General features: G+C 58.4%; 25 protein-coding genes. 19 read left to right on the forward strand and 6 right to left on the reverse strand.

Annotated features, from left to right (window positions below; all coding sequences use genetic code 11):
• Positions 1-11: 11 nt before the first annotated feature.
• From D1159_RS19095 to D1159_RS01490, 4 genes are all read left to right on the forward strand, one after another.
• Positions 12-1,577: a peptidylprolyl isomerase gene (locus tag D1159_RS19095; protein WP_202620887.1), complete on the forward strand. Its 1,566-nt coding sequence runs from the start codon at positions 12-14 to the stop codon at positions 1,575-1,577.
• A 103-nt stretch (positions 1,578-1,680) separates the two neighbouring features.
• Positions 1,681-2,394: a tRNA threonylcarbamoyladenosine dehydratase gene (locus D1159_RS01480; protein WP_161843924.1), complete on the forward strand. Its 714-nt coding sequence runs from the start codon at positions 1,681-1,683 to the stop codon at positions 2,392-2,394.
• A 166-nt stretch (positions 2,395-2,560) separates the two neighbouring features.
• On the forward strand, positions 2,561-2,926 hold the full coding sequence (locus D1159_RS01485) for a TSUP family transporter (protein ID WP_347563617.1): 366 nt from the start codon (positions 2,561-2,563) through the stop codon (positions 2,924-2,926).
• A complete protein-coding gene (locus tag D1159_RS01490) occupies positions 2,923-3,327 on the forward strand; it encodes a sulfite exporter TauE/SafE family protein (protein WP_243152046.1) in 405 nt (134 codons plus the stop codon). Before D1159_RS01485 ends, D1159_RS01490 begins: the two co-directional genes overlap by 4 nt.
• On the opposite strand, the gene D1159_RS01495 is transcribed toward D1159_RS01490, so the two are convergent.
• On the reverse strand, positions 3,324-3,629 hold the full coding sequence (locus tag D1159_RS01495) for an antibiotic biosynthesis monooxygenase family protein (protein ID WP_161843926.1): 306 nt from the start codon (positions 3,627-3,629) through the stop codon (positions 3,324-3,326). The two genes, D1159_RS01490 and D1159_RS01495, sit on opposite strands and share 4 nt — an antisense overlap.
• A gap of 29 nt (positions 3,630-3,658) precedes the next feature.
• A complete protein-coding gene (gene ruvX / locus D1159_RS01500) occupies positions 3,659-4,084 on the reverse strand; it encodes a Holliday junction resolvase RuvX (protein WP_161843927.1) in 426 nt (141 codons plus the stop codon).
• A gap of 342 nt (positions 4,085-4,426) precedes the next feature.
• Between ruvX and rpmG the strand changes: the two genes are divergently transcribed.
• From rpmG to D1159_RS01545, 9 genes are all read left to right on the forward strand, one after another.
• Positions 4,427-4,591: a 50S ribosomal protein L33 gene (rpmG, locus tag D1159_RS01505; RefSeq protein WP_087262704.1), complete on the forward strand. Its 165-nt coding sequence runs from the start codon at positions 4,427-4,429 to the stop codon at positions 4,589-4,591.
• A 38-nt stretch (positions 4,592-4,629) separates the two neighbouring features.
• The gene (gene secE / locus D1159_RS01510) at positions 4,630-4,905 is read left to right on the forward strand and encodes a preprotein translocase subunit SecE (RefSeq protein ID WP_161843928.1); all 276 of its coding nucleotides are present in this window, start codon (positions 4,630-4,632) and stop codon (positions 4,903-4,905) included.
• A gap of 11 nt (positions 4,906-4,916) precedes the next feature.
• The gene (gene nusG / locus D1159_RS01515; RefSeq protein WP_161843929.1) at positions 4,917-5,438 is read left to right on the forward strand and encodes a transcription termination/antitermination protein NusG; all 522 of its coding nucleotides are present in this window, start codon (positions 4,917-4,919) and stop codon (positions 5,436-5,438) included.
• Positions 5,439-5,521: 83 nt separating this feature from the next.
• The gene (gene rplK, locus D1159_RS01520) at positions 5,522-5,947 is read left to right on the forward strand and encodes a 50S ribosomal protein L11 (protein WP_161843930.1); all 426 of its coding nucleotides are present in this window, start codon (positions 5,522-5,524) and stop codon (positions 5,945-5,947) included.
• A gap of 20 nt (positions 5,948-5,967) precedes the next feature.
• A complete protein-coding gene (gene rplA, locus D1159_RS01525; RefSeq protein WP_161843931.1) occupies positions 5,968-6,660 on the forward strand; it encodes a 50S ribosomal protein L1 in 693 nt (230 codons plus the stop codon).
• A gap of 215 nt (positions 6,661-6,875) precedes the next feature.
• Positions 6,876-7,424: a 50S ribosomal protein L10 gene (rplJ, locus tag D1159_RS01530; RefSeq protein WP_161843932.1), complete on the forward strand. Its 549-nt coding sequence runs from the start codon at positions 6,876-6,878 to the stop codon at positions 7,422-7,424.
• Positions 7,425-7,502: 78 nt separating this feature from the next.
• Positions 7,503-7,880 carry a 50S ribosomal protein L7/L12 gene (gene rplL, locus D1159_RS01535; protein ID WP_161843933.1) on the forward strand — a complete coding sequence of 126 codons (378 nt, stop codon included), beginning with the start codon at positions 7,503-7,505 and terminating at the stop codon, positions 7,878-7,880.
• Between the two features lie 158 nt (positions 7,881-8,038).
• Complete coding sequence (locus D1159_RS01540; protein ID WP_161843934.1) at positions 8,039-8,752, forward strand: response regulator transcription factor; 714 nt, start codon at positions 8,039-8,041, stop codon at positions 8,750-8,752.
• The gene (locus D1159_RS01545; RefSeq protein ID WP_161843935.1) at positions 8,715-10,805 is read left to right on the forward strand and encodes a HAMP domain-containing sensor histidine kinase; all 2,091 of its coding nucleotides are present in this window, start codon (positions 8,715-8,717) and stop codon (positions 10,803-10,805) included. The genes D1159_RS01540 and D1159_RS01545 overlap by 38 nt, the downstream gene beginning before the upstream one ends.
• Before the next feature lie 95 nt (positions 10,806-10,900).
• On the opposite strand, the gene D1159_RS01550 is transcribed toward D1159_RS01545, so the two are convergent.
• The 3 genes from D1159_RS01550 to D1159_RS20155 all read right to left on the reverse strand — a co-directional run bounded on the left by D1159_RS01550 (position 10,901) and on the right by D1159_RS20155 (position 12,821).
• Positions 10,901-11,383, reverse strand: coding sequence for a hypothetical protein (locus D1159_RS01550; RefSeq protein ID WP_161843936.1), 483 nt, complete (start codon positions 11,381-11,383; stop codon positions 10,901-10,903).
• A 199-nt stretch (positions 11,384-11,582) separates the two neighbouring features.
• Entirely contained in the window at positions 11,583-12,203 is a 621-nt protein-coding gene (locus tag D1159_RS01555) for an NUDIX hydrolase (protein ID WP_161843937.1), read from the reverse strand.
• A gap of 45 nt (positions 12,204-12,248) precedes the next feature.
• Positions 12,249-12,821 carry a VanZ family protein gene (locus tag D1159_RS20155; protein ID WP_161843938.1) on the reverse strand — a complete coding sequence of 191 codons (573 nt, stop codon included), beginning with the start codon at positions 12,819-12,821 and terminating at the stop codon, positions 12,249-12,251.
• 253 nt (positions 12,822-13,074) lie between these two features.
• On the opposite strand from D1159_RS20155, the gene D1159_RS01565 reads away from it, so the two are divergent.
• From D1159_RS01565 to D1159_RS01580, 4 genes are all read left to right on the forward strand, one after another.
• A complete protein-coding gene (locus tag D1159_RS01565) occupies positions 13,075-13,752 on the forward strand; it encodes a histidine phosphatase family protein (RefSeq protein ID WP_161843939.1) in 678 nt (225 codons plus the stop codon).
• A 241-nt stretch (positions 13,753-13,993) separates the two neighbouring features.
• Positions 13,994-14,839 (forward strand): transketolase, encoded by an 846-nt coding sequence (locus tag D1159_RS01570; RefSeq protein WP_161843940.1) that lies wholly within the window; start codon positions 13,994-13,996, stop codon positions 14,837-14,839.
• Between the two features lies 1 nt (position 14,840).
• Entirely contained in the window at positions 14,841-15,794 is a 954-nt protein-coding gene (locus D1159_RS01575; protein ID WP_161843941.1) for a transketolase family protein, read from the forward strand.
• 380 nt (positions 15,795-16,174) lie between these two features.
• Positions 16,175-16,837 carry a CatB-related O-acetyltransferase gene (locus D1159_RS01580; protein ID WP_161843942.1) on the forward strand — a complete coding sequence of 221 codons (663 nt, stop codon included), beginning with the start codon at positions 16,175-16,177 and terminating at the stop codon, positions 16,835-16,837.
• A 74-nt stretch (positions 16,838-16,911) separates the two neighbouring features.
• Here the strand turns inward: D1159_RS01580 and D1159_RS01585 are convergent, their stop codons facing one another.
• Positions 16,912-18,696: a Na/Pi cotransporter family protein gene (locus D1159_RS01585; protein ID WP_347563618.1), complete on the reverse strand. Its 1,785-nt coding sequence runs from the start codon at positions 18,694-18,696 to the stop codon at positions 16,912-16,914.
• Positions 18,697-18,952: 256 nt separating this feature from the next.
• On the opposite strand from D1159_RS01585, the gene D1159_RS01590 reads away from it, so the two are divergent.
• Positions 18,953-19,384: a sigma-70 family RNA polymerase sigma factor gene (locus D1159_RS01590; RefSeq protein WP_279279983.1), complete on the forward strand. Its 432-nt coding sequence runs from the start codon at positions 18,953-18,955 to the stop codon at positions 19,382-19,384.
• The gene (locus tag D1159_RS01595; RefSeq protein WP_161843943.1) at positions 19,381-19,890 is read left to right on the forward strand and encodes a helix-turn-helix transcriptional regulator; all 510 of its coding nucleotides are present in this window, start codon (positions 19,381-19,383) and stop codon (positions 19,888-19,890) included. Before D1159_RS01590 ends, D1159_RS01595 begins: the two co-directional genes overlap by 4 nt.
• Positions 19,891-19,925 lie beyond the last annotated feature (35 nt).

The following is a 19,925-nucleotide window of genomic DNA, read 5'->3' on the forward strand; positions in this document are numbered from 1 at the left end:
ACTGAGTTACAATGAGCGCATCCAGAGAAAAGAAGCAGCGCCAGAGTGACCCCAACCAGGGGCTGACCCAGAAACAGATAAAGGAACAGAAAGAGGCCGCCGCCCAAAAACGCAGCCGGACCATCTACACCCTCATCGGCGTGGCAGCCGTGGCGGCTGTGGCGGCGCTGCTGATCTGGGACTCCGGATTTTTCCAGAGCCGTACCACCGCTATGACGGTGAACGGCAAAAATTATACCCCTGGCCAGGTGTCCTACTACTACGGCGCCGCCCGGGACGACTATGGTTTTATCCTTAGCTATATGGGCTATGACGCCAGCAAGCCCGACCGGGAGCAGATCTTCAACGAGGAGAGCGGCCAGACCTATTACGACCTGTTTATGGAGGGCGCCAAGTCCAAGATGATTCAGAATGCGTCCCTGGCGGACGCGGCCCGGGCGGAGGGCGTGACCCTCTCCGAGGAGAGCCGTACCCAGGTGGACGCCGCCCTGGCGCAGTATGAGGCCACCGCCGCCCAGTACGGCTACCCTCTCAACGCCTTCCTCAAGCTGAACTTTGGGGAGTATATGACTAAGGGGGTACTGCGCTCCTGCCTGGAGGAGCAGTTTTTGGCCGAGCAGTTCCGGCAGGACTATTCCGACGGCCTGACCTATGACGACGCCGCCCTGGAAGAATACTACAGCGAGCACAGCGAGGATCTGGATACCTTTGAATACGACGTGTGCTTTATCAGCGGCACGCCCGAGGCTAAGACCGATGAGGACGGCAACACTGTGGAGGCCACCGACGAGGAGAAGACCGCGGCCCTGGAGCAGGCCAAGACCGAGGCCGACGCTCTGGTGGGCAAGGTAGAGGACGGCGAGGACTTTGAAGTCCAGGCTAATTTGATAGTGAACAAGATTGACGGCTCCTCCGTCACGGTAGACAACCGCCTGACCGGCAGCGGCGTGTCGTCCACCTACAAATCCTGGCTGGCTGAGGCCGGCCGGAAGGCGGGGGATATCACCGTTATTGAGTCGGAGAGCGGCTGCTATGTGGTGCGCTTCAACAGCCGGGAGCGGGTAGAGGATGACTTTGGCGAGGCCAATATCCGCCACATTTTGGTAAAGGCGGAGACCACCGACGCAGACGCCACCGATGCCAGCGGCTACCCCGTTCCCTCTGACGCGGCCATTGCCGCCGCTGAGGAGAAGGCAAAGTCCATTCTGGCTGAGTTTGAGGCGGGGGACAAGACGGCAGAGTCCTTTGCCGCCCTGGCCGCAGCCAACTCCGCAGACCCGGGCTCCAAGGACAACGGGGGCCTGTATGAGAACGTGACCCGCAGCACCGGCTTCTTCCAGGCTTTCCTGAACTGGATTTTTGAGGACGGCCGTCAGGTGGGGGACACTGGTCTGGTGGAGAACACCCAGTCCGGCCAGCAGGGCTGGCACATAATGTACCTGGACTCCACCGGGGACAGCCTGTGGAAGTACACCGCCGACAGCGCCCTGCGCTCCGCCGCTGTGAGCGACTGGGAAGAAAGCCTGAAAGCGGGCTATGAAGCTGTAGAGGGTTCCGGCGCCAGATATCTGGGCTGATTGGACCCGGCGGAATCAACAGATTGTTATAAATAGAGCAAAAATGCGGGCGGGGCGGTGCGGGCTCCGCCCGCGGCTTTTGCTGGCGAAGGAGGCAGACCCTATGGAGGAGGCGTTTCTCCGTACCGGCATGATGCTGGGAGAGGCGGCGATGGAGCGGCTGTGGAACAGCCATGTGGCGGTGTTCGGCCTTGGGGGTGTGGGCAGCTGGGCGGCGGAGGCTCTGGCCCGGTCCGGGATCGGGGCCCTCACCCTTATCGATCAGGACGAGGTGGGGACCACCAATCTCAACCGGCAGATTGTGGCCCTGCACTCCACCCTGGGACAGTCCAAGGCGGAGGTAATGGCCCGGCGGGTACTGGATATCAGTCCCCGGTGCCGGGTGACGCCCCTGACCGCCCGGTATGAGGGGGTGGACCGGGCGCGGTTTTTCCAGGAGACATACGACTATATTGTGGACGCCATTGATCTGGTGTCCTGCAAGCTGGACCTGATCGAGACCGCCCTCGCCCGAAAGATCCCCATCCTGTCCGCCCTGGGGACGGGGAACAAGCTGGACCCCACGTTGCTGCGCATTGGGGATATCTCTAAGACGGAGGGGTGTCCCCTGGCCCGGGTGGTACGCAGGGAGCTGCGCAATCGGGGGATTGTCCACCACCGGGTGCTCTGGTCCCCGGAGGGGCCCGCCGCCGCCGGACCCTCCGGAGAGGCGCCGCCCCCTGGCCGCCGGAGCATCCCGGCCAGCGTGCCCTGGGTTCCCTCCTGTGCGGGATTGATGATGGCGGGGGACGTGGTCCGTCGTCTGGCTGGCGTTTAAAAGCTGCACCATGTGCCAAAACATGCAAATTTGCCAGGCAAAACTGCCCAGGGCAAGATCCCACGGCAATCCAGTATTCACCGGTTGTAAATGCAGCTTCTAAAAACAAAACGTATAAAACCCTCCCTCCATTGGGAAAATAAAGCCAATGGAGGGAGGGTTTGCAGTGAAAAAGAGAAGCAAATGGACAGCTTCTGCCCTTGCCGGCGGAGCGGCGGGACTGGCCAACGGATTTTTTGGCGGGGGCGGAGGCATGGTGCTGGTGCCCCTGCTGACAGGGCGGTGCGGCCTGGACCAGCGGCGGGCCTTCGCCACGTCAGTGGCCGTGATTCTGCCCCTGTGCATGCTGTCCGCAGGGATCTACTGGTGGAAGGGCGGTCTGGACTTCGTGCTGGCGCTGCCCTATTTGCTCGGGGGATTTTTAGGGGGCTTTCTGGGCGGGAAGCTCTTCCGGGGGGTAAATATGGTGTGGCTGCGGCGGGCGTTTGCCCTGCTGATCCTCTACGGCGGCGGGAAGGCGCTGTTCTTTTGATCGGGTGGCTGACGGCCCTCCTGGCCGGGATGGTGACCGGTATTCTGTCCGGCTTCGGCGTGGGCGGGGGGACGCTGCTGCTGGTCTACCTCACCGCCTTTGCCGGGGTGCCCCAAAACCAGGCCCAGGGGATCAACCTGCTGTACTTTCTGCCTGCCGCGGCTATGGCGCTGCCTGCCCACTATAAAAACGGCTACATCCACCGTCCTACCGTGGGGCCCGCTGCTGCGGCGGGGCTGGCCGCCGCAGCTGTGGCGGCCTGGATCGCCACAGCTATGGATGTACAGCTCCTCCACCGGTGCTTTGGGGGCTTTCTGCTGATCATCGGCATGCGGGAGCTCTTTCAAAAGGAAGAGGGCCAGACGCCGGAAGAGAAAACATCAGAGGAAGGGAGGCGTTAATCTTTGGGCGGGTCAAAACGGCGGACTTCCACGCCGTCTACATGGAGCCCCTCGATGGACTGCATGGTTTTGAAGTGGGGGCCGGCCACATGGGCGTCCATGTTGGCCTGACTGTCCCATTGCTCGGCCAGCAGCAGCCGGTCCGGAGTGTCCGCTGCGGCGAACATCTCGTACTGGAGACAGCCGGCCTCCTGCCGGATCCGGTCTAACACGCCGTCCTCCGCCAGAGCGTTGAGAAAGGCGGAGGCCATACCGGGCTTGAGGGTGTAGATCACATTCAGGGTAATAACAGACTGGGACATGGTGTATACCTCCTTAAATTTGTCCAGGCTCACGGGCCGGATTGGAGCCTGCGCCGGGTGAGATATCCCTCTAAAATCAGAGTGGCGGCCACGGCGTCCACCGTCTTTCTGTGGGCTTTCATCTTCTTGCCGCCGGCGTGGAGAATGCCGTGGGCCTCCACCGTGGTGCGCCGCTCGTCCCAGAGGACGGGGGTGAGGCCGGTGAGCGCGGCGAGCTGCCCGGCAAAGTCCCGGCACAGCTGGGCCCGGGGTCCCTCCGTGCCGTCCATGTTCCGGGGCAGGCCCAGGACCAGCCCGTCCACCTGACGGGTCTGAACCAGGGCCTGGATCTCCCGGAGCATCCCCTCCCGGGAACGGCTGTGAATCACCGTAGTAAAGCCCGCCAGCAGGCCGGCGGCGTCGGAGATGGCGATTCCCGTCCGGGCGTCGCCGTAGTCGATTGCCATAATGCGCATGGGAAGCTCCCTCCTGGTGTTGGTAGTATCATTATCAGCCATAAGGGGGGAATGTGTCAAATCTTTTTTGCGGGGCGGAGGGAAAAAGTACTTGACAGGAAGAAACAGGCGTGATAGACTAATGCCACCTATGAAAGAGGGCTCTTTTTTTGTGCGCGTTTTTACGGTGTGACGGGCATAAAACCCTTCCCTCCCCGCGAGGACATAGGGAGGCAGACATGCCGAGTCCGCACCGTGACGAGGGGCGCAGTGCGCCCGCGTTGCTGGATTCGGCCCAGGGCCGCGTCCGGCATTTTGTTTTATGTCAGAACGCGGCCAATAATTGAAGGAGGTGCCGAACACATGGCAAAGGCTGGTTCCCGGGTGAAGATCACCCTGCGCTGCTCTGAGTGCAAACAGCGCAATTACAACACCAACAAGAACAAGAAGAATACCCCTGACCGTTTAGAGCTGAACAAGTACTGCCCCTTCTGCAGAAAGCACACGGTCCACAATGAGACGAAGTAATGAGAGCGCAGGCCTCACTGGAAAGAAGGGTGTACTGAATGCCTGAGAACGAGAAGGCCAACCAGGCCTCCGAAAAGTCTGAAAAGACCAAGAAGAGCAAAAAGGACAAGCCCGGTTTCGGCGCCCGTGCGGGCAAGTGGTTCCGGGAGATGAAGGCCGAGCTGAAGAAGGTCCAGTGGCCCACAAAGAAGCAGACGATTAACAACACCGTGATCGTGATTGTCTGCTGCGTCGTTGTGGGCGTGTGCATCTGGCTGTTCGATACACTGGCCAGCGCTGTCTTCAAGGCCCTGATTAATCTGTTTAACAGCTAAGGGGCGGGGAGATGGCAGATAACGCGAAATGGTATGTGGCCCATACCTACTCCGGCTATGAAAACGCAGTGGCCGCCGCCATTGAAAAGGCGGTGGAAAACCGCAACATGCGGGATTTGATCCACGGCGTGAATATCCCCATGGAGACGGTCACCGAGATTACGGACAACGGCCCCAAGACGGTGGACCGGAAAGTTTTCCCCGGCTATGTGCTGGTGAAGATGGTGATGACAGACGAGACGTGGCACCTGGTGCGCAACGTCCGCGGCGTCACCGGCTTTGTGGGATCCGGAAACAAAGCCATTCCACTCACGGAGGAGGAAGTCGCCTCCATGGGAGTGGAGAAGAAAGAAATTGTCGTCGGCTACGAGGTGGGCGACCGGGTCAAGATCACAGAGGGCGCGCTGGAGTCCTTCCTGGGCGCTGTGGAGGAGATCGACCTGGAGCGCAGCAAGGTGCGCGTGGTCGTCGAAATGTTTGGCCGGGAGACCCCTGTGGAGCTGGAGCTGGATCAGATTGAGCCGGTGGGCTGACGAGGTTTTCCGTTTTCCCCGCACGTGGGAGGAATGAATTCATTCCGTCTCAACCACATTTATCGTAGGAGGTGCTGTTTCAAATGGCACAGAAAATTACAGGTTATGTCAAATTACAGATTCCCGCCGGAAAGGCTACGCCCGCTCCCCCCGTAGGCCCCGCCCTCGGCCAGCACGGCGTGAACATTGCCGCTTTTACCAAGGAGTTCAACGAGCGCACCAAGAATGACGTGGGTATGATCATCCCCGTGGTTATCACCGTGTACGCCGACCGCTCCTTCTCCTTCATCACCAAGACCCCTCCCGCCGCCGTGCTGATCAAAAAGGCGTGCAATATCGAGTCCGGCTCCGGTGTTCCCAACAAGACCAAGGTTGCCACCATCAGCAAGGAGGATGTGCGCAAGATCGCGGAGACCAAGATGCCCGACCTGAACGCGTCCAGCATCGAGTCCGCCATGAGCATGATCGCCGGCACCGCCCGCTCCATGGGCGTCGTGGTGGGCGACTAAGGGCGAAGGAGGGATAGGAAATGTTTAGAGGAAAGAAATATACCGAGAGCGCCAAGAAGATCGAAAAGGGCGTTCTGTACGATACGGCCGACGCGATGGATCTTGTGGTAAAGACCGCCACCGCCAAGTTTGACGAGACCGTAGAGCTGCATGTAAAGCTGGGCGTGGACTCCCGCCACGCCGACCAGCAGGTCCGCGGCGCCATTGTCCTGCCCCACGGCACCGGCCGTACCCAGCGGGTGCTGGTCTTCGCCAAGGGCGACAAGGCCGAGGCCGCCAAGGAGGCCGGAGCGGATTTCGTGGGCGAAATGGACCTGGTGCAGAAGATTCAGTCTGAGAACTGGTTCGACTATGACGTGGTGGTCGCCTCCCCCGACATGATGGGCGTCGTGGGCCGTCTGGGTAAGGTTCTGGGCCCCAAGGGCCTGATGCCCTCCCCCAAGGCAGGCACCGTCACCCCCGATGTGGCCAAGGCCGTCAAGGAGATTAAGGCCGGTAAAGTGGAGTACCGCCTGGACAAGACCAATATCATCCATTGCCCCATCGGCAAGGTGTCCTTCGGCCCTGAGAAGCTGACCGAGAATTTCAACGCCCTCATGGGCGCCATCATCAAGGCCAAGCCCGCCGCCGCCAAGGGCCAGTACGTGCGCAGCTGCGTCACTGCCACCACCATGGGTCCCGGCGTGAAGATCAACGCCGCCAAGCTGGTGTAATCAGCGCGCGCGGCTCCAATTTCTGATATATCAAACCTGGACAGGTTGTGCTTGACACAGCCTGTCCAGGATGATATAATACTTTTCGTGTTCAAAGACAGCAGGCATTGATAAGTCCTGCCGAGAATGCAGCAAATATCTGTTTGAGGGTGAATGCTGTCTTCGTGCTTTGGGCATGAAAGCAGCATTTTTGATTTTATGGAGGTGAATCCCACATGCCTAACGCAAAGGTTCTGAGTGAAAAGCAGGCCATCGTTGCCGAGCTGACTGAGAAGCTGAAGAACGCGTCCAGTGGTGTTCTGGTGGATTACAAGGGTATCACCGTCGCCCAGGATACCGCCCTGCGCACCGAGTGCCGCAACAACGGCGTGGACTATGCGGTGGTGAAGAATACGCTGGTGCGTTTCGCCATTAACAACGTGGGTTTGGAAGAGATGGACAGCGTACTCAACGGTACCACGTCTCTGGCCCTGAGCGACAGCGATCCTATCGCGCCCATGCGCGTGATCGCCAAGTTCGCCAAGCAGTTCAACGGTGAGAAATTTACCATCAAGGCCGGCTTCATGGACGGCAAGGTGCTGGAGCTGAGCGAGATCAACGCTCTGGCTGAGCTGCCCTCCAAGGAAGTGCTCCAGGCCCAGGTGCTGGGTACCATGCTGGCCCCCATTACCAGCCTGGCTATCGTCCTGAAGGCCATTGCCGAGGAGAAGGGCGGCTTTGTGGAGGCCGAGCCCGCTGCCGAGGAGGCCCCTGCCGCCGAGTAATTGGCGTTCCCCTGCGTCTCCCCCAGGGGCAGACGTTGTTCTATCTACTTTGATTTATAATTTAGGAGGTATCTTATCATGGCTAGCGAGAAGATCACTGCTTTGATTGAGGAAGTTAAGGGCCTGACCGTTCTGGAGCTGTCTGAGCTGGTACATGCTCTGGAGGATGAGTTCGGCGTTTCCGCCGCTGCGATGGCCGCTCCCGCCGCCGGCGGTGCCGCCGCTCCCGCTGCGGAGGAGAAGACTGAGTTTGACGTGGTTCTGGCCGGCTTTGACGCCGCCGCGAAGATCAAGGTCATCAAGGTGGTCCGCGAGATTACCGGCCTGGGTCTGGCCGATGCCAAGGCGATGGTCGAGGGCGCTCCCAAGACCCTGAAGGAGGCCGTGGGCAAGGACGAGGCCGAGGAGCTGAAGAAGAAGCTGGAGGAGTCCGGCGCCAAGGTGGAGCTGAAGTAATTCCACTCTTTCTGACAAAAAGCGCGTACCCGGAAACGGGTACGCGCTTTTTTGAGTTGGAAGAGGAAGGATTAAGAATTTTCTAAGAATTTACCCTGGGAGCTGCTAAGAAAGGGAAGGTATCCTAAGGGTGGAGACAGAAAGGAAGGTCTGAACGAATGAACGAGTGTGTGCTGGTGGTGGACGATGACCGGCAGATTGTCAACGCCATCTCCATCCTGCTGGAGCGGGAGGGCTACCGTGTGCTGCGGGCTTATAACGGGGTGGAGGCCCTGGCCCTGGCGGCGGAGCAGTCGGTTCAGCTGATTGTGCTGGATGTGATGATGCCCCGGCTGGACGGCCTGTCTGCCCTGATGAAGATCCGGGAGCGGCGCAACCTGCCCATCATTCTCCTGTCGGCCAAGAGCGAGGAGAGCGACAAGATTTTGGGCCTGTCCATGGGGGCGGACGACTATATCGCAAAGCCCTACCATCCCCAGGAGCTGGTGGCCCGGGTGCGCAGCCAGCTGCGGCGCTATACCAGCCTGGGCGACATCAACGCCCAGCGGCGGGCGGGGGAGATCGTCAATGGGCGGCTGACCTACCGGCCGGAAGAGCGGCTGCTGCTGGCGGACGGCGAGCCGGTGCGGCTGACAGCCACAGAACTGAAAATCGTGGATCTGCTCATCCGCAATCTGGGCCGGGTCTTCCCGGCGGAGGAGATCTACCGCCGGGTGTGGGAGGATGCGGCCGCCTTCGCCACGGAAAACACGGTAATGGTACACATACGGCACATTCGGGAGAAGATCGAACTGAATCCCAAAGAACCGGAATATGTAAAGGTGGTGTGGGGGATTGGATACAAAATGGACAAGAAAAAAAGCGGTCATTAGCCTGCTGGCTTTCGTCGTGGGGATAAACCTGACGGTTATCTTCAGCGGTCTGGCAGTTCTGCTGATGATTGACGTGGGACCGCGGCGGGTGATGGACGCCTTTCAGGGCGACTACCAGAAGACCCGGCTCTTTCGCACGCAGACGGGGTGTTATTTGGAAGCCCTTATCAGCTACGCCCTAGAGGTTGACGGGGACGGGAGGGCAGCTGAGGCGGTGCGGGATGAGAACATCCGCTATGAGATTTGGAACAAGGGCGTCTTAGTGGCGTCAAAAACCAGTGGCATTCAAGGCAGTCTGGAGAATCGGGAACAGGACGGGTACAATTTCTATTTACAGTATCGAGACGGAGCGGTGCAGATTTGGAAGGATGGAGCGGAGCTGGATCTCTACGGCGACGGGTTCTACCGGGAAGGGTGGGATCAGTGGCGGCTGCCTGGCTACTCCAACCTGGATACCGGAAGCTTTTTGAGACTTGCCTATCCGGAGGAGTGGGACTGGAGCGGCATCGTAATTCAAATGGCTGTGGCGGAAAAGCCTCTGGACTATGGGGACTCCTCCGGCATGTACTATGTTTCAGATTCCATGGTCCACTACCGGAGGGAGGTATATGCGGTGGCCATCCCGCTTTTGCTGGGGCTGGCGCTGACCATATGGAGCATCCTGTGGCGGCGGCATCTCAGGCAGGCCCTCCAGACCGTCGGCGGGTGGACGGGGCAGCTCTGGCTGGAGATAAAGCTCCTGCTGCTGGCGCCGCTGCTTTTGATGTGCTATGGAGCGGTTAGCGCTATATATTATCTGTTCTGGTACCGGCAGCTCCGAGGCGGTCCACTTGTCCTTCTTCCCATTGCGTTCTGTGGGGCGTTGCTCTACTGTAACGACGCCAAGTGGAACTGGGACAGACTGCGGATCCACAGCTTCTGCGGCTGGCTGGCCCGTCAGTTCCGAACGGGGGAGGATAAGCTGGCCCTTCAAACCCGAATCCGCCGCCGGGCGGTGATAATGGTGACGGCGGCGGCTGTCCTGGCGGCGGGAGTGGCGGTGTGCGATATCCTGCTCTTCCGGCAGAGCTGGCGGCACAGGAGCATAGCCGGCGTAGCCGTCAGCCTGCTGATGGGTGTGCTGGGACTGGCGATCTTCGTATGGCTCAGGTATTTTTGGCGGCGGGAAAAGGAGCTGTCAGAGGATCTGGGCAGGCTCTGGAAGCAGGTGGAGGCCGTCCGGAGCGGGGACTACAGCGCAAAGGCGGAGATACCGGAGGACGGGGATTTGGCGGTGCTCTCCCAGGCACTGAGAGAGATTCAAAGCGGGCTGGAAAACGCCCTGGAGGAGCGCACCCGAAGCGAGCGGATGAAAGTCGAGCTGATCACGAATGTCTCCCACGACCTGAAAACGCCGCTGACCTCCATTCTAAGCTACGCCGACCTGTTGGATGGAGAGGACCTGCCGGACCATGTCCGGGACTATGTAACCATCCTGCGGCAGAAGGCTTTCCAACTGCGGGACATGGTGCAGGAGGTTTTTGAGGTGAGCAAGGCCTCCTCCGGGGAGCTGAGCCTGCGGTGGGAGGCGCTGGATCTGGCCAAGCTGCTCCGCCAGACTCTGGCGGATCTGGCCGAGCCTATCGCGGCCAGCACGCTGGTGTTTCGTCCTCAGCTCCCGGAGGAGCCGGTCATGGTCTGGGCGGATGGGGATCGGCTGTACCGGGTGTTCCAGAATCTGATTCAAAACACACTGCAATACGCCATGGAGGGGTCTAGAGTCTATGTGGTCCTGCGGGTGCAGGATAACTCCGCTGTTGTCCGGGTACAGAATATTTCCCGGGAAGAGTTACCCCAGGGGGTGGACTTCACCGCCCGCTTTGTCCGCGGGGACGCCAGCCGCACCGACGGAGGCAGCGGCCTGGGCCTGGCCATCGCCAGCAGCTTTACCCGGGCCTGCGGCGGCGCGTTCCAGGTGGAGATCAACGGGGACCTCTTTACCGCAGAGGTGGTGTTTCCCCTGTACGTGGGGCCGGAGCCCCCGGTGGCGGGTATGTCGGAGAAAACGGTTTAAATTTTGTCCGCGCCTGCGGGCGTGAACGCTGCGAGGTTTTTCAACAGTCCGGGGGCTGCCTTTTCAGACAGCCCCCGGATTTGTATTGGCCATTGTCAGCCAATGACATGGGTCCTGTGGTATTGAATAAAGCCATCCCTTGAAAAATCCGGCAGAAATCCAAATTCGTCCAGCATCAATTTTAGCATGGCGGCTGTTCTCGCCTGGGTATTGACGCTTTTTGCCGGATTAAACTCAATGTCTGTAAAATAATTGTACGCTGAGATCAGGCGGATCTCTGCGTCGGTCAGCGACTGCTTTACCGCCGCCAGGTAGATGTAGTCATAGAATACCGTCTTGGGGCTTAGAGGAAACCGCTCTTCCTGATAACAAAATCCCTGCAACTGCCCGGAATTGATTAATCTTTTATCCCGCTTTGCCTCCCTGGGTGGTATTTGGAGCAGATCCAGATAGGGACCGCCCTGGTCAAAGACCTTGGCGCTTTGAAATAGATTTTCAAGGGTGTGGCCATTCAGCCTCAGAGTAAACGCGCTCAGCTGAACGCCGAGGGCTGTTTTACTTTTGGTGCTGATTTCCAAGGGTCTGGCCTGTGGATCCGCGCTCCGGATGGCGTCGTGGAGGCTTTCAATGGATTTCTGCTTTTGGGATACCGCAAAGCCGGGAAACCACGCAAAGGAGTATGTTCTGCTGCTTACGTTCCCATTCTGATTGAAAAATGCGGGCCGTTCTGCCATGCAATCCCTCCCTGCGGTCAATCAAGACACGCGCCGCCCGCCGTCAGTCAAACAGGGCGTCCCAATGCGGAGCGTGATAGGCGTCAAAACACATTTCAACCTGAGTTCTTGTCGTTTTGTCCTCCCCCAGAGGGGGCAGCTCGTCCAGGCCGAAATAGCCGCTGTCCACTGTCTCGATGTTGGGGCGGAAGCACCCGCCCACCACAGAGCACAGCACAAAGATTTTGCAGATTTTGTAAGCATAGACAGGGCGGTTGTGCTTTTCCCGGTCCTGTACAGCGATGATCCGCTCTGCGGTCACATCCAGCCCGGCCTCTTCCTTTACCTCTTTGATGACATTCTCCTTTACGGACCGATCCACATCCACCCAGCCCCCAGGCAGAGACCAGGTGCCGTTGCTCTCCTTGACCAAAAGGATTTTGCCGTCCCGGAAAATAGCGGCCCGGGTATCCAGTTTGGGGGTCTGGTAGCCCGTCTCACCGCAGAACAGATCCCGCACCGTTTCCATGGGGATCTGCGTCTTTTCGCTGATCATCTCCGCGGCAATGGCGCGTATCCGCTCATAGCGCTCCAAATCAAAGGGATCTTTGCCGTAAAACAGGCCGGCCTGAGCCAGACTTTGCAGCTCTACCGCCCACTTGAGCCACTTCTCATTCTTCTCCATGCGCACGCCTCCTGTTCCGGTTCGTCCTGCTTCCAGAGGTAAACTTCAGCGCCGGCGCCTCAGTGCGGCGTTCAGCGCAAAGTATACCGCCGCAGACAGGATAACTCCGATTCCATTCAAAATAATATCATTGATATCAAAGCTGCGGCCAAACAGCGGCTGCACCAGCTCAATGGCCAGAGAGACTGTCAGGCCCGCCGCCACAGTACGCCCCCATCCGGCGCGCCTGCTGAACTGGGGATAGAGTACGCCGAAGGGCAGGTACATTAAAATATTACCCAGGTTCTCTGAGCCAAAATGGAGAAAGAAATCAGGGATAAGGTCGTATTCAAACACAAACTGAAAATACCGGCTGCCGCTGGGCATATGATAAAACAGATAGTAATATATATCACCGATGATTTTGATCAAGAGGGTTAGGCATATGAGCCCTGTCAGATAGCAGACAAACAGAGCCGGCCATACAGCGCCGCCTGCGGAACCTCTCGACCTCCGTCTGCCCCGGCAGAGCGCGTAAAGAATCCCGGCAGTCAGGGCGATAGGAAGGACCTGCAAAAAGTACCCTGGATAGGTATCAAAAAAGAAATATTGAAAATTCATATCCTCTGGAAAATACACGCTTAAGCCTCCTGCAAGAAAAGTGAGAAGATTCTCCCATAAAAAGTATATCATGCCGCCCTGGAAAGATCAACCTTCGCCGCCAGAGGGAGGCTCCTTGAGGCGCGGCGGTGGAAATTTGGCGGCGGCGATGGTAAAATATAAAAATACAGCGTGTGAAAAGGCAACTGTCAGAGTCCCGTCGAGGGCGGCCTGGACCGTTTACGTCCAGGCGGATATAATAAAGAATCAATATGTGGAACGGGAGGCTTTTATGGAACAGCACACCACGATCTATCTGGTCCGCCACGGGCAGACCATGCTTAATCTGCTGGACCGTGCCCAGGGGTGGAGCGACTCTCCTCTCACCCCGGCGGGGCGGGACAGCGCCGCCTGTCTGGGACAGGCCTTGGGCCGGGAGGGGGTGCGGTTTGGCTCCGCCTGGTCCAGCGACAGCGGCCGGGCCATTGAGACCGCCAGACTGATTCTCCAGCACAGCGGCCAGGAGGTGCTCCCTCTGAACCAGGATCCCCGGCTGCGGGAGTGGTGTTTGGGCCATATGGAGGGCGGACCCAACCGGGAGTTTCTCACCGCCCTGCGCCAGCTGGACGGCGCCCCTTTTCCCCTGGATCAGCTGGATACCCACCTTCCCCAGGTAGCCGACTACATCCACCAGCACCTGGACCGCATCGGCATGAGCCAGCCCTTTGACCAGATTGCCCAGCGTCTTACCAATGCCTTTCACGATCTGGCTCAGGACGCCGCTGAAAAGGGCGGGGACGCCCTGGTGGTCTCCCACGGCCTGTCCATCAAGACGCTGATCTTTCTGCTGGCCCGGGACCGTCTGGAAGAAGTTTCGTATTTGAAAAACACCAGTGTGTGCCGCTTCTCCTGGGACGGCGTTCAGTTCTGTCCCCTGGCGCTCAACGACGTCCACTATTTGTCCCAGTAATCTGGTATGCGGGGCGATAGATGCGCTTTTCCGGCGCTTTTTTATAAAAAGTATACTGTGTTTTCCCCGATGCACCCGCCGCCGGAGAAAGCGGATTGAATTCTGCAAGGCTTTTTGACAGGCTGGGGCGGCGAAAGAAAACCATTTAGGTTTCTTTCGCCGTCCCTACTTGCGTATTGGGTCTGTGTGGGATATACTGAATGTATCCAGTCAAAAGCATAGAAAAGGATAGGTGAATGATATGGAACAGGCAAAGCTCCACACGCTGGCGATCTCTGCGGCGAAGGCCCGCCTGCTGGGCATGGACATGGTCCACACCGCGGCCTCCGGCCACATCGGCGGCGCACTGTCCGCGATGGACCTGCTGACCGTCCTGTATTTCCACGAAATGCGGATAGACCCCGCCAACCCAAAGGACCCCGGCCGGGACCGGTTTGTCCTCTCCAAAGGGCACTGCACTCCGGCGCTGTATGCGGTGCTGGCCCTGCGGGGGTATTTCCCCCAGGAGCAGTTAAAACTCTTCCGCTCCATTGAGGGGCACTTCTCCGGCCACCCGGACATGGTGAACGTGCCTGGGGTGGACATGTCCACCGGCAGTCTGGGACAGGGACTGTCCGCCGCGGCGGGCATGGCCCTGGCGGGAAAGATGGACAAAAAGGACTACCGGGTGTACGCTGTACTGGGCGACGGCGAGCTGGCCGAGGGCCAGATCTGGGAGGCCGCCATGGCGGCGGCCAAGTACAAACTGTCTAACCTGTGCGCCATTGTGGACGTGAACGGCCTGCAAATCGACGGCAAAACTGCAGATGTTATGCCTACTGAGCCCCTGGATCAAAAATTTGCCGCCTTCAACTGGAACGTAGAGCAGGTGGACGGCCACGACTGCGCCGCCATTGCCCAGACACTGGAGCGGGCTCGGGCCTGCACGGATCGGCCCACAGTCATCCTGGCGAAAACGGTGAAGGGCAAAGGGGTCTCCTTTATGGAGAACGACGCCGGATGGCACGGCAAGGCCCCCAATGACCAGCAGTATGAGCAGGCCAAGGCCGAGCTGGAAGCCGCGCTGAAGGAATTGGAGGGAAAGTAAGATGGGTGACAAAATTGCGACGAGAGGCGCCTTTGGTGAGGCCCTGGTAGAATTGGCGGAGACCTATCCCGAGCTGGTGGTGTTGGATGCGGACCTGTCCGGCGCCACCATGACCAAGGCCTTTTCCAAGGCCTATCCGGACCGCTTTTTTAATATGGGCATTGCCGAGTGCAATATGGTGGGCGTGGCGGCCGGCCTGGCCACCTGCGGCAAGAAGCCCTTTGCCGCCACCTTTGCCATGTTTGCCTCCGGCCGGGCGTTTGAGCAGGTGCGCAACAGTGTGGCCTACCCTGGTCTGAACGTAAAGATTGTGGGCTCTCACGGAGGGCTGTCCGTGGGCGAGGACGGGGCCACCCACCAGTGCTGCGAGGACTTCGCCACCATGCGCGCCATCCCCGGAATGCTGGTGTGCTGTCCCTGCGACGGGCACGAGATGAAGCTGGCCGTCAAGGCCCTGTTGGACTATGACGGTCCGGCCTATCTGCGCCTGGGCCGCCTGGCGGTGGAGCAGGTGACGGACAGCATCCCCGGCTACTCCTTTACGCTGGGGAAGGGCAGCATCCTCCGGGCCGGGGGAGATGTGACCATTGCAGCCACCGGCATGATGGTACAGATGGCTCTGAAGGCGGCGGATCTGCTGGCCAAGGAGGGTGTGGACGCCCGGGTCATCGACATGCACACCATCAAGCCCTTGGATGAGGCGCTGCTCCTCCAGGCGGCCCGAGAGACCGGCGCCATTGTCACGACTGAGGAGCACAACATTCTGGGCGGCCTGGGAGAGGCCGTGGCGGGCTATTTGTCCGAGGTGTATCCCGTGCCGGTGGTACGCCACGGCGTCGGCGACGTGTTTGGCCGCTCCGGAAAGGCCCCCCTGGTGCTGGAGCACTATGGTCTGACTCCCGAGGCACTGGCAGAAAAGGCCAAAGCGGCCCTGGCCCTGAAGGGGCAGAAATAGGCTTGGAATCAAACAGGCGGCGGGAGACTCAATATCCCACCGCCTGCTTTTCCTTAAATATCCTAAAAACCTCATTTTTAAAAACAGATAGCGATAAACTCTGTATTAACAGTGGCACCTTGACCGCTGTGGAGCTGCAATCTCCCAGCGGTCACTTTTTCTTGAAATACATCCAGTATTCCTGCGAAAAATTGTCTTTGCCTGGTGAAAAAACGCTTTGTCTTTGGGCATAGTTCCATTTTTCAAACAGACTCTAGGGCAAAAACGGAGATAGGGGATGAAGCATTTGAAAGAGCTTAGGAAAAAACGGGCGGTTGCTGTGCGAAGGAAGCGGAAAAGGGAGGTGAAGCCATCGAAGAAATAGCAGAAAAGGCGTTACTATGAACCAGATACCAAATCCGGATGCAATTTTCCCCAATGAGTATGGGACATCCTGCTTTTTGAAAAATGTAATCAAAGCGCCTAATATCTCAGTGGGGGACTATACCTACTACGACGACCCGGTGGACCCCACAGCCTTTGAGGAGAACAATGTGCGTTTTAACTGGCCGGAGTTCGGCGACCGGCTGATAATCGGAAAATTCTGCTCCATTGCCAGCGGGGTGCAGTTTATTATGGGCAGCGCCAACCACCGGCTGAGCAGCATCAGCACCTATCCTTTCCATGTATTTGGCGGGGCGTGGGCGGAACACACACCGCCCCACCTGTCCCAGCTCCCCTTCAAAGGAGATATTGTGGTGGGAAATGATGTGTGGATCGGGAGGGAGAGCACCATCCTGCCAGGGGTGAAAATTGGCGACGGGGCGATTGTGGCCGCCTGCTCTGTGGTGGCCAAGGATGTGGAGCCCTATACCGTAGTGGGTGGCAACCCGGCCCGGCCCATCAAGAAACGGTTTGACGGGGAATTGATTGCTCTGCTGCTTCGTCTGCGCTGGTGGGACTTTGATCCGGAGAAGCTGACAGAATTTCTCCCCACCCTGTGCGAAGAGGATTTAGAACAAGTACGTGAACATTTGAGGCAGATGGTGGAAAACAGGCGCTGAGCAGGGAAAAAGCGCTGAAAACTGCGCTCAGCCTGCCGAAAAATCTTTTCGGCAGGCTGAGCTTTTTCTGTTTACTATTGTGCGGCGAGGTCCTCCAGGGGGGCATAGTACTTTTTGCGGTACTTTTGGAACATCTGGTCAAACTCCTTGTCCATACCATGGTGGAGATCGTGGATATAGGCGTGGGAGTCGGTCCGGATGAGGGCGTCCCGGGGGGCGGTCTGACGGATGATATAGAGGGCGATATTGGAGCAGTGGTCAGAGATACGCTCTAGATTGATCAAAAGCTCCAGAAACTGAGAGCCCAGCTCTACGGTACAAGTGCCGTTTTTCAACCGCTCTACGTGGCGCAGCCGGAGCTCGTCCCGCATCAGATCCACAACTTCCTCAATGGGCTCTACCCATATGGCCTCCTCGGGAGAGCGGTGCTCATAGCACTCCACAGCCCGATCTATGGTTTCGCCCACGGCGCTGGTCATGGAGGCCAGCTCGATTTTCGCGGTCCCGGAGAAGGTCAGTCCCCGGTTGTGCAGCAGGGCGGCGCACTCAGAGAGATTGACGGAGTAGTCGCCGATCCGCTCGAAATCAGACAGGGTGTGGAGCAGCTCGGAGACATGGGCGCTTTCAGCGGGGGAGAGGGAGTGGTCAGACAGTTTGATGAGATAGTTGTCCAGCAGGCTCTCCAGCTTATCCAGCGCCACCTCCGTCTCGTTTAGCCGCTCCAGCTTCTTGGCGTCGTAGTGGGTGAGGAGCTCCACTGCCAGGTGGTAGTTTTCCTGGGCAAAGCGTCCCATTTGAACCACTGCCTCATGGCACTTCTCCAGAGCGAGGGAGGGGGAGGAGAGGAAGCGCTCGTCCAGAACGGAGACCTCCCGCTGGTCCGCGTCACCTGGGATAATGCGCTCTACCAACACGACCAGCAGCCGGTTGAAGGGGAGCAGCAGGGCGGTACAGCCCAGGTTGAAGGCCAGGTGGAGGTTGGCGATGCTGCCCCGGTCCATGCCAGAAAGCCAGAAGGGAAAGTGGAACAGTGCATTTCCGCCGTAGAGCACCACCAGGAAAAAGGCCGTGCCCAGCACGTTGAAGAGCAGGTGGAGTCCGGCGGTGCGCCTGGCGTTTTTGCTGGCCCCGATACTGGAGAGCAGAGCGGTGATACAGGTACCGATGTTCTGTCCCATAATCAGGGGGACGGCGATGTTGAATGTGACAACACCGGTAGAGGTCATAGCCTGAAGGATACCCATGGAGGCGGAGGAGCTTTGAATCAGGGCGGTGACCAAAGCGCCCACCAGCACACCCAGCACGGGATTGGAGAAGGCCACAAAGAGGGCCTGGAACTCTGGCATCTCCTGAAGAGGGGCCACGGAGGTCTCCAGCGTCTTCATGCCGATGAAGAGCAGGCCCAGACCCAGAATAATCTGGCCGACTACCTTTTTCCGTCCGCCGCTGAGGAACATATAGAAGAAAATGCCGATGACGGCCAAAATGGGGCCCAGAGTGGCGGGCTTGAGGAGGAGCAGGAAAAAGTTGTCCGAAGAGATGTCGCCCAGCCGCAGAAGCTGTGCGGTTACGGTGGTGCCGATGTTGGCGCCCATGATGATGCCTACCGTCTGGCGCAGCTTCATGATGCCGGCGTTGACAAAGCCTACGCACATCACGGTAGTGGCCGCGGAGCTCTGAATCAGGCCGGTAACCAGGGCGCCCAGCAGAACTCCCTTGAATACATTGCTGGTCAGGCGCTCCAGAATGCTCTCCAGCCGGCCGCTGGACAGCTTTTCCAGGCCATCGGTCATCGTCGTCATTCCAAAGAGAAATGTGGCAATTGCCCCAAACATGGATATGACATTGGTTAGACTCACGTCATCACACTCCTATAAGTAGATCGCGCACGAAAATAGGGACACTTAATTTTCACCGCCTAAATTATATACATCTTTTGTTGGTTCGTAAATCCTTCTGGGCGAGTTTGTCGAAAATTTCTGTTTCGAATAAATTTGATGAAAGTTTTTCGTCAAATTTGATATGTTTCACGATTTTAACATAGGGACAGTCCTAAGAGAAATAGAATGGTGAAAAATGCGCATCATGCGCAGCGGAAAAGGAGGAGATGTCAGAATGCTTCCGGCATGGATTGCGCTGATGGTCAACAGCCTGTTCGTCACACTGCGGCTCTCGGGCGGAGAGAGCAGCTCCTTCCCACGGCCGCTGAAGGCGGAGGAGGAGCGGGACTGCCTGGAGCGGATGCTCCAGGGAGATATGGAGGCCCGAAATACCCTGATTGAACACAACCTGAGACTGGTGGCCCACATTGTAAAGAAGTATTATACACCCAACGGAGACCAGGACGATTTGATTTCCATTGGCACGATTGGCCTGATCAAGGGAATCACCACCTTCAAGCCGGGGAAAAATGTCCGTCTGGCGACCTATGCGAGCAGGTGCATTGAAAATGCAATCCTCTCGCAATGGCACACATCGGCACTCCATTCCCAAAAGAAACATCTCGGTGGCGTCCGTTGTTCTGCTTGGCCTGCGGTCTGTATATGATGTGCCGCCGTACCATCAGCAACGGGATTGCTGTCGGGCTGCTCTATATCCATAGCTTCCGGCCCCTTCTGGCTCACACCTTTGCCGAAACGGAACGGATGGTGCAGACTACCCCGGGAGCCCTTACAACCATAGCGGACAAGCTGCGATATTACCGTCATGTACATGGACTGGAACAACAGGAAGTCGCCGTTTATGTCAGCTTACACAGAGGAACATACGCTGGCTATGAGACACCAGGAGCCAGGGATTACTACCCCTTGGACAAGCTCTCCGCCCTGGCAGAACTGTTCAATGTCCCCCTGGAGTATCTTCTGGACGATTACAACGCCTTCCTCTACAAGGGCCAGGGACGGCAGGTCCAGAGACTTCGGGAGAGCATGGGACTTTCCAGGAGAGAATTTGCGGACAGGTTTGGGATTTGGCCGTCTACTGTCCGGGACTGGGAGACGGATTCTATCCGTATGACCAAGCAGACATGGGAGAAGCTATTCAAATCGCAGTAAAAAGTAAAGGGGGGCCGGATCTCCCGGTCCCCTTT

This window comes from Pseudoflavonifractor sp. 524-17 (assembly GCF_009935845.1).
In the GTDB taxonomy this organism is placed as follows: domain Bacteria; phylum Bacillota; class Clostridia; order Oscillospirales; family Oscillospiraceae; genus Pseudoflavonifractor_A.

Excerpts from the sequence above, each read along its gene's own strand:
- D1159_RS01590 (WP_279279983.1), top strand. The coding sequence starts at position 18,953 with ATGCTTCCGGCATGGATTGCGCTGATGGTCAACAGCCTGTTCGTCACA.
- D1159_RS01555 (WP_161843937.1), bottom strand. The coding sequence starts at position 12,203 with ATGGAGAAGAATGAGAAGTGGCTCAAGTGGGCGGTAGAGCTGCAAAGT.
- D1159_RS01570 (WP_161843940.1), top strand. The coding sequence starts at position 13,994 with ATGGAACAGGCAAAGCTCCACACGCTGGCGATCTCTGCGGCGAAGGCC.
- D1159_RS01580 (WP_161843942.1), top strand. The coding sequence starts at position 16,175 with ATGAACCAGATACCAAATCCGGATGCAATTTTCCCCAATGAGTATGGG.
- rplK (WP_161843930.1), top strand. The coding sequence starts at position 5,522 with ATGGCACAGAAAATTACAGGTTATGTCAAATTACAGATTCCCGCCGGA.
- D1159_RS01480 (WP_161843924.1), top strand. The coding sequence starts at position 1,681 with ATGGAGGAGGCGTTTCTCCGTACCGGCATGATGCTGGGAGAGGCGGCG.
- D1159_RS19095 (WP_202620887.1), top strand. The coding sequence starts at position 12 with ATGAGCGCATCCAGAGAAAAGAAGCAGCGCCAGAGTGACCCCAACCAG.
- ruvX (WP_161843927.1), bottom strand. The coding sequence starts at position 4,084 with ATGCGCATTATGGCAATCGACTACGGCGACGCCCGGACGGGAATCGCC.
- D1159_RS01595 (WP_161843943.1), top strand. The coding sequence starts at position 19,381 with ATGATGTGCCGCCGTACCATCAGCAACGGGATTGCTGTCGGGCTGCTC.
- rpmG (WP_087262704.1), top strand. The coding sequence starts at position 4,427 with ATGGCAAAGGCTGGTTCCCGGGTGAAGATCACCCTGCGCTGCTCTGAG.
- D1159_RS01575 (WP_161843941.1), top strand. The coding sequence starts at position 14,841 with ATGGGTGACAAAATTGCGACGAGAGGCGCCTTTGGTGAGGCCCTGGTA.
- D1159_RS01540 (WP_161843934.1), top strand. The coding sequence starts at position 8,039 with ATGAACGAGTGTGTGCTGGTGGTGGACGATGACCGGCAGATTGTCAAC.
- secE (WP_161843928.1), top strand. The coding sequence starts at position 4,630 with ATGCCTGAGAACGAGAAGGCCAACCAGGCCTCCGAAAAGTCTGAAAAG.
- D1159_RS01565 (WP_161843939.1), top strand. The coding sequence starts at position 13,075 with ATGGAACAGCACACCACGATCTATCTGGTCCGCCACGGGCAGACCATG.
- nusG (WP_161843929.1), top strand. The coding sequence starts at position 4,917 with ATGGCAGATAACGCGAAATGGTATGTGGCCCATACCTACTCCGGCTAT.
- rplJ (WP_161843932.1), top strand. The coding sequence starts at position 6,876 with ATGCCTAACGCAAAGGTTCTGAGTGAAAAGCAGGCCATCGTTGCCGAG.
- rplA (WP_161843931.1), top strand. The coding sequence starts at position 5,968 with ATGTTTAGAGGAAAGAAATATACCGAGAGCGCCAAGAAGATCGAAAAG.
- D1159_RS01495 (WP_161843926.1), bottom strand. The coding sequence starts at position 3,629 with ATGTCCCAGTCTGTTATTACCCTGAATGTGATCTACACCCTCAAGCCC.
- rplL (WP_161843933.1), top strand. The coding sequence starts at position 7,503 with ATGGCTAGCGAGAAGATCACTGCTTTGATTGAGGAAGTTAAGGGCCTG.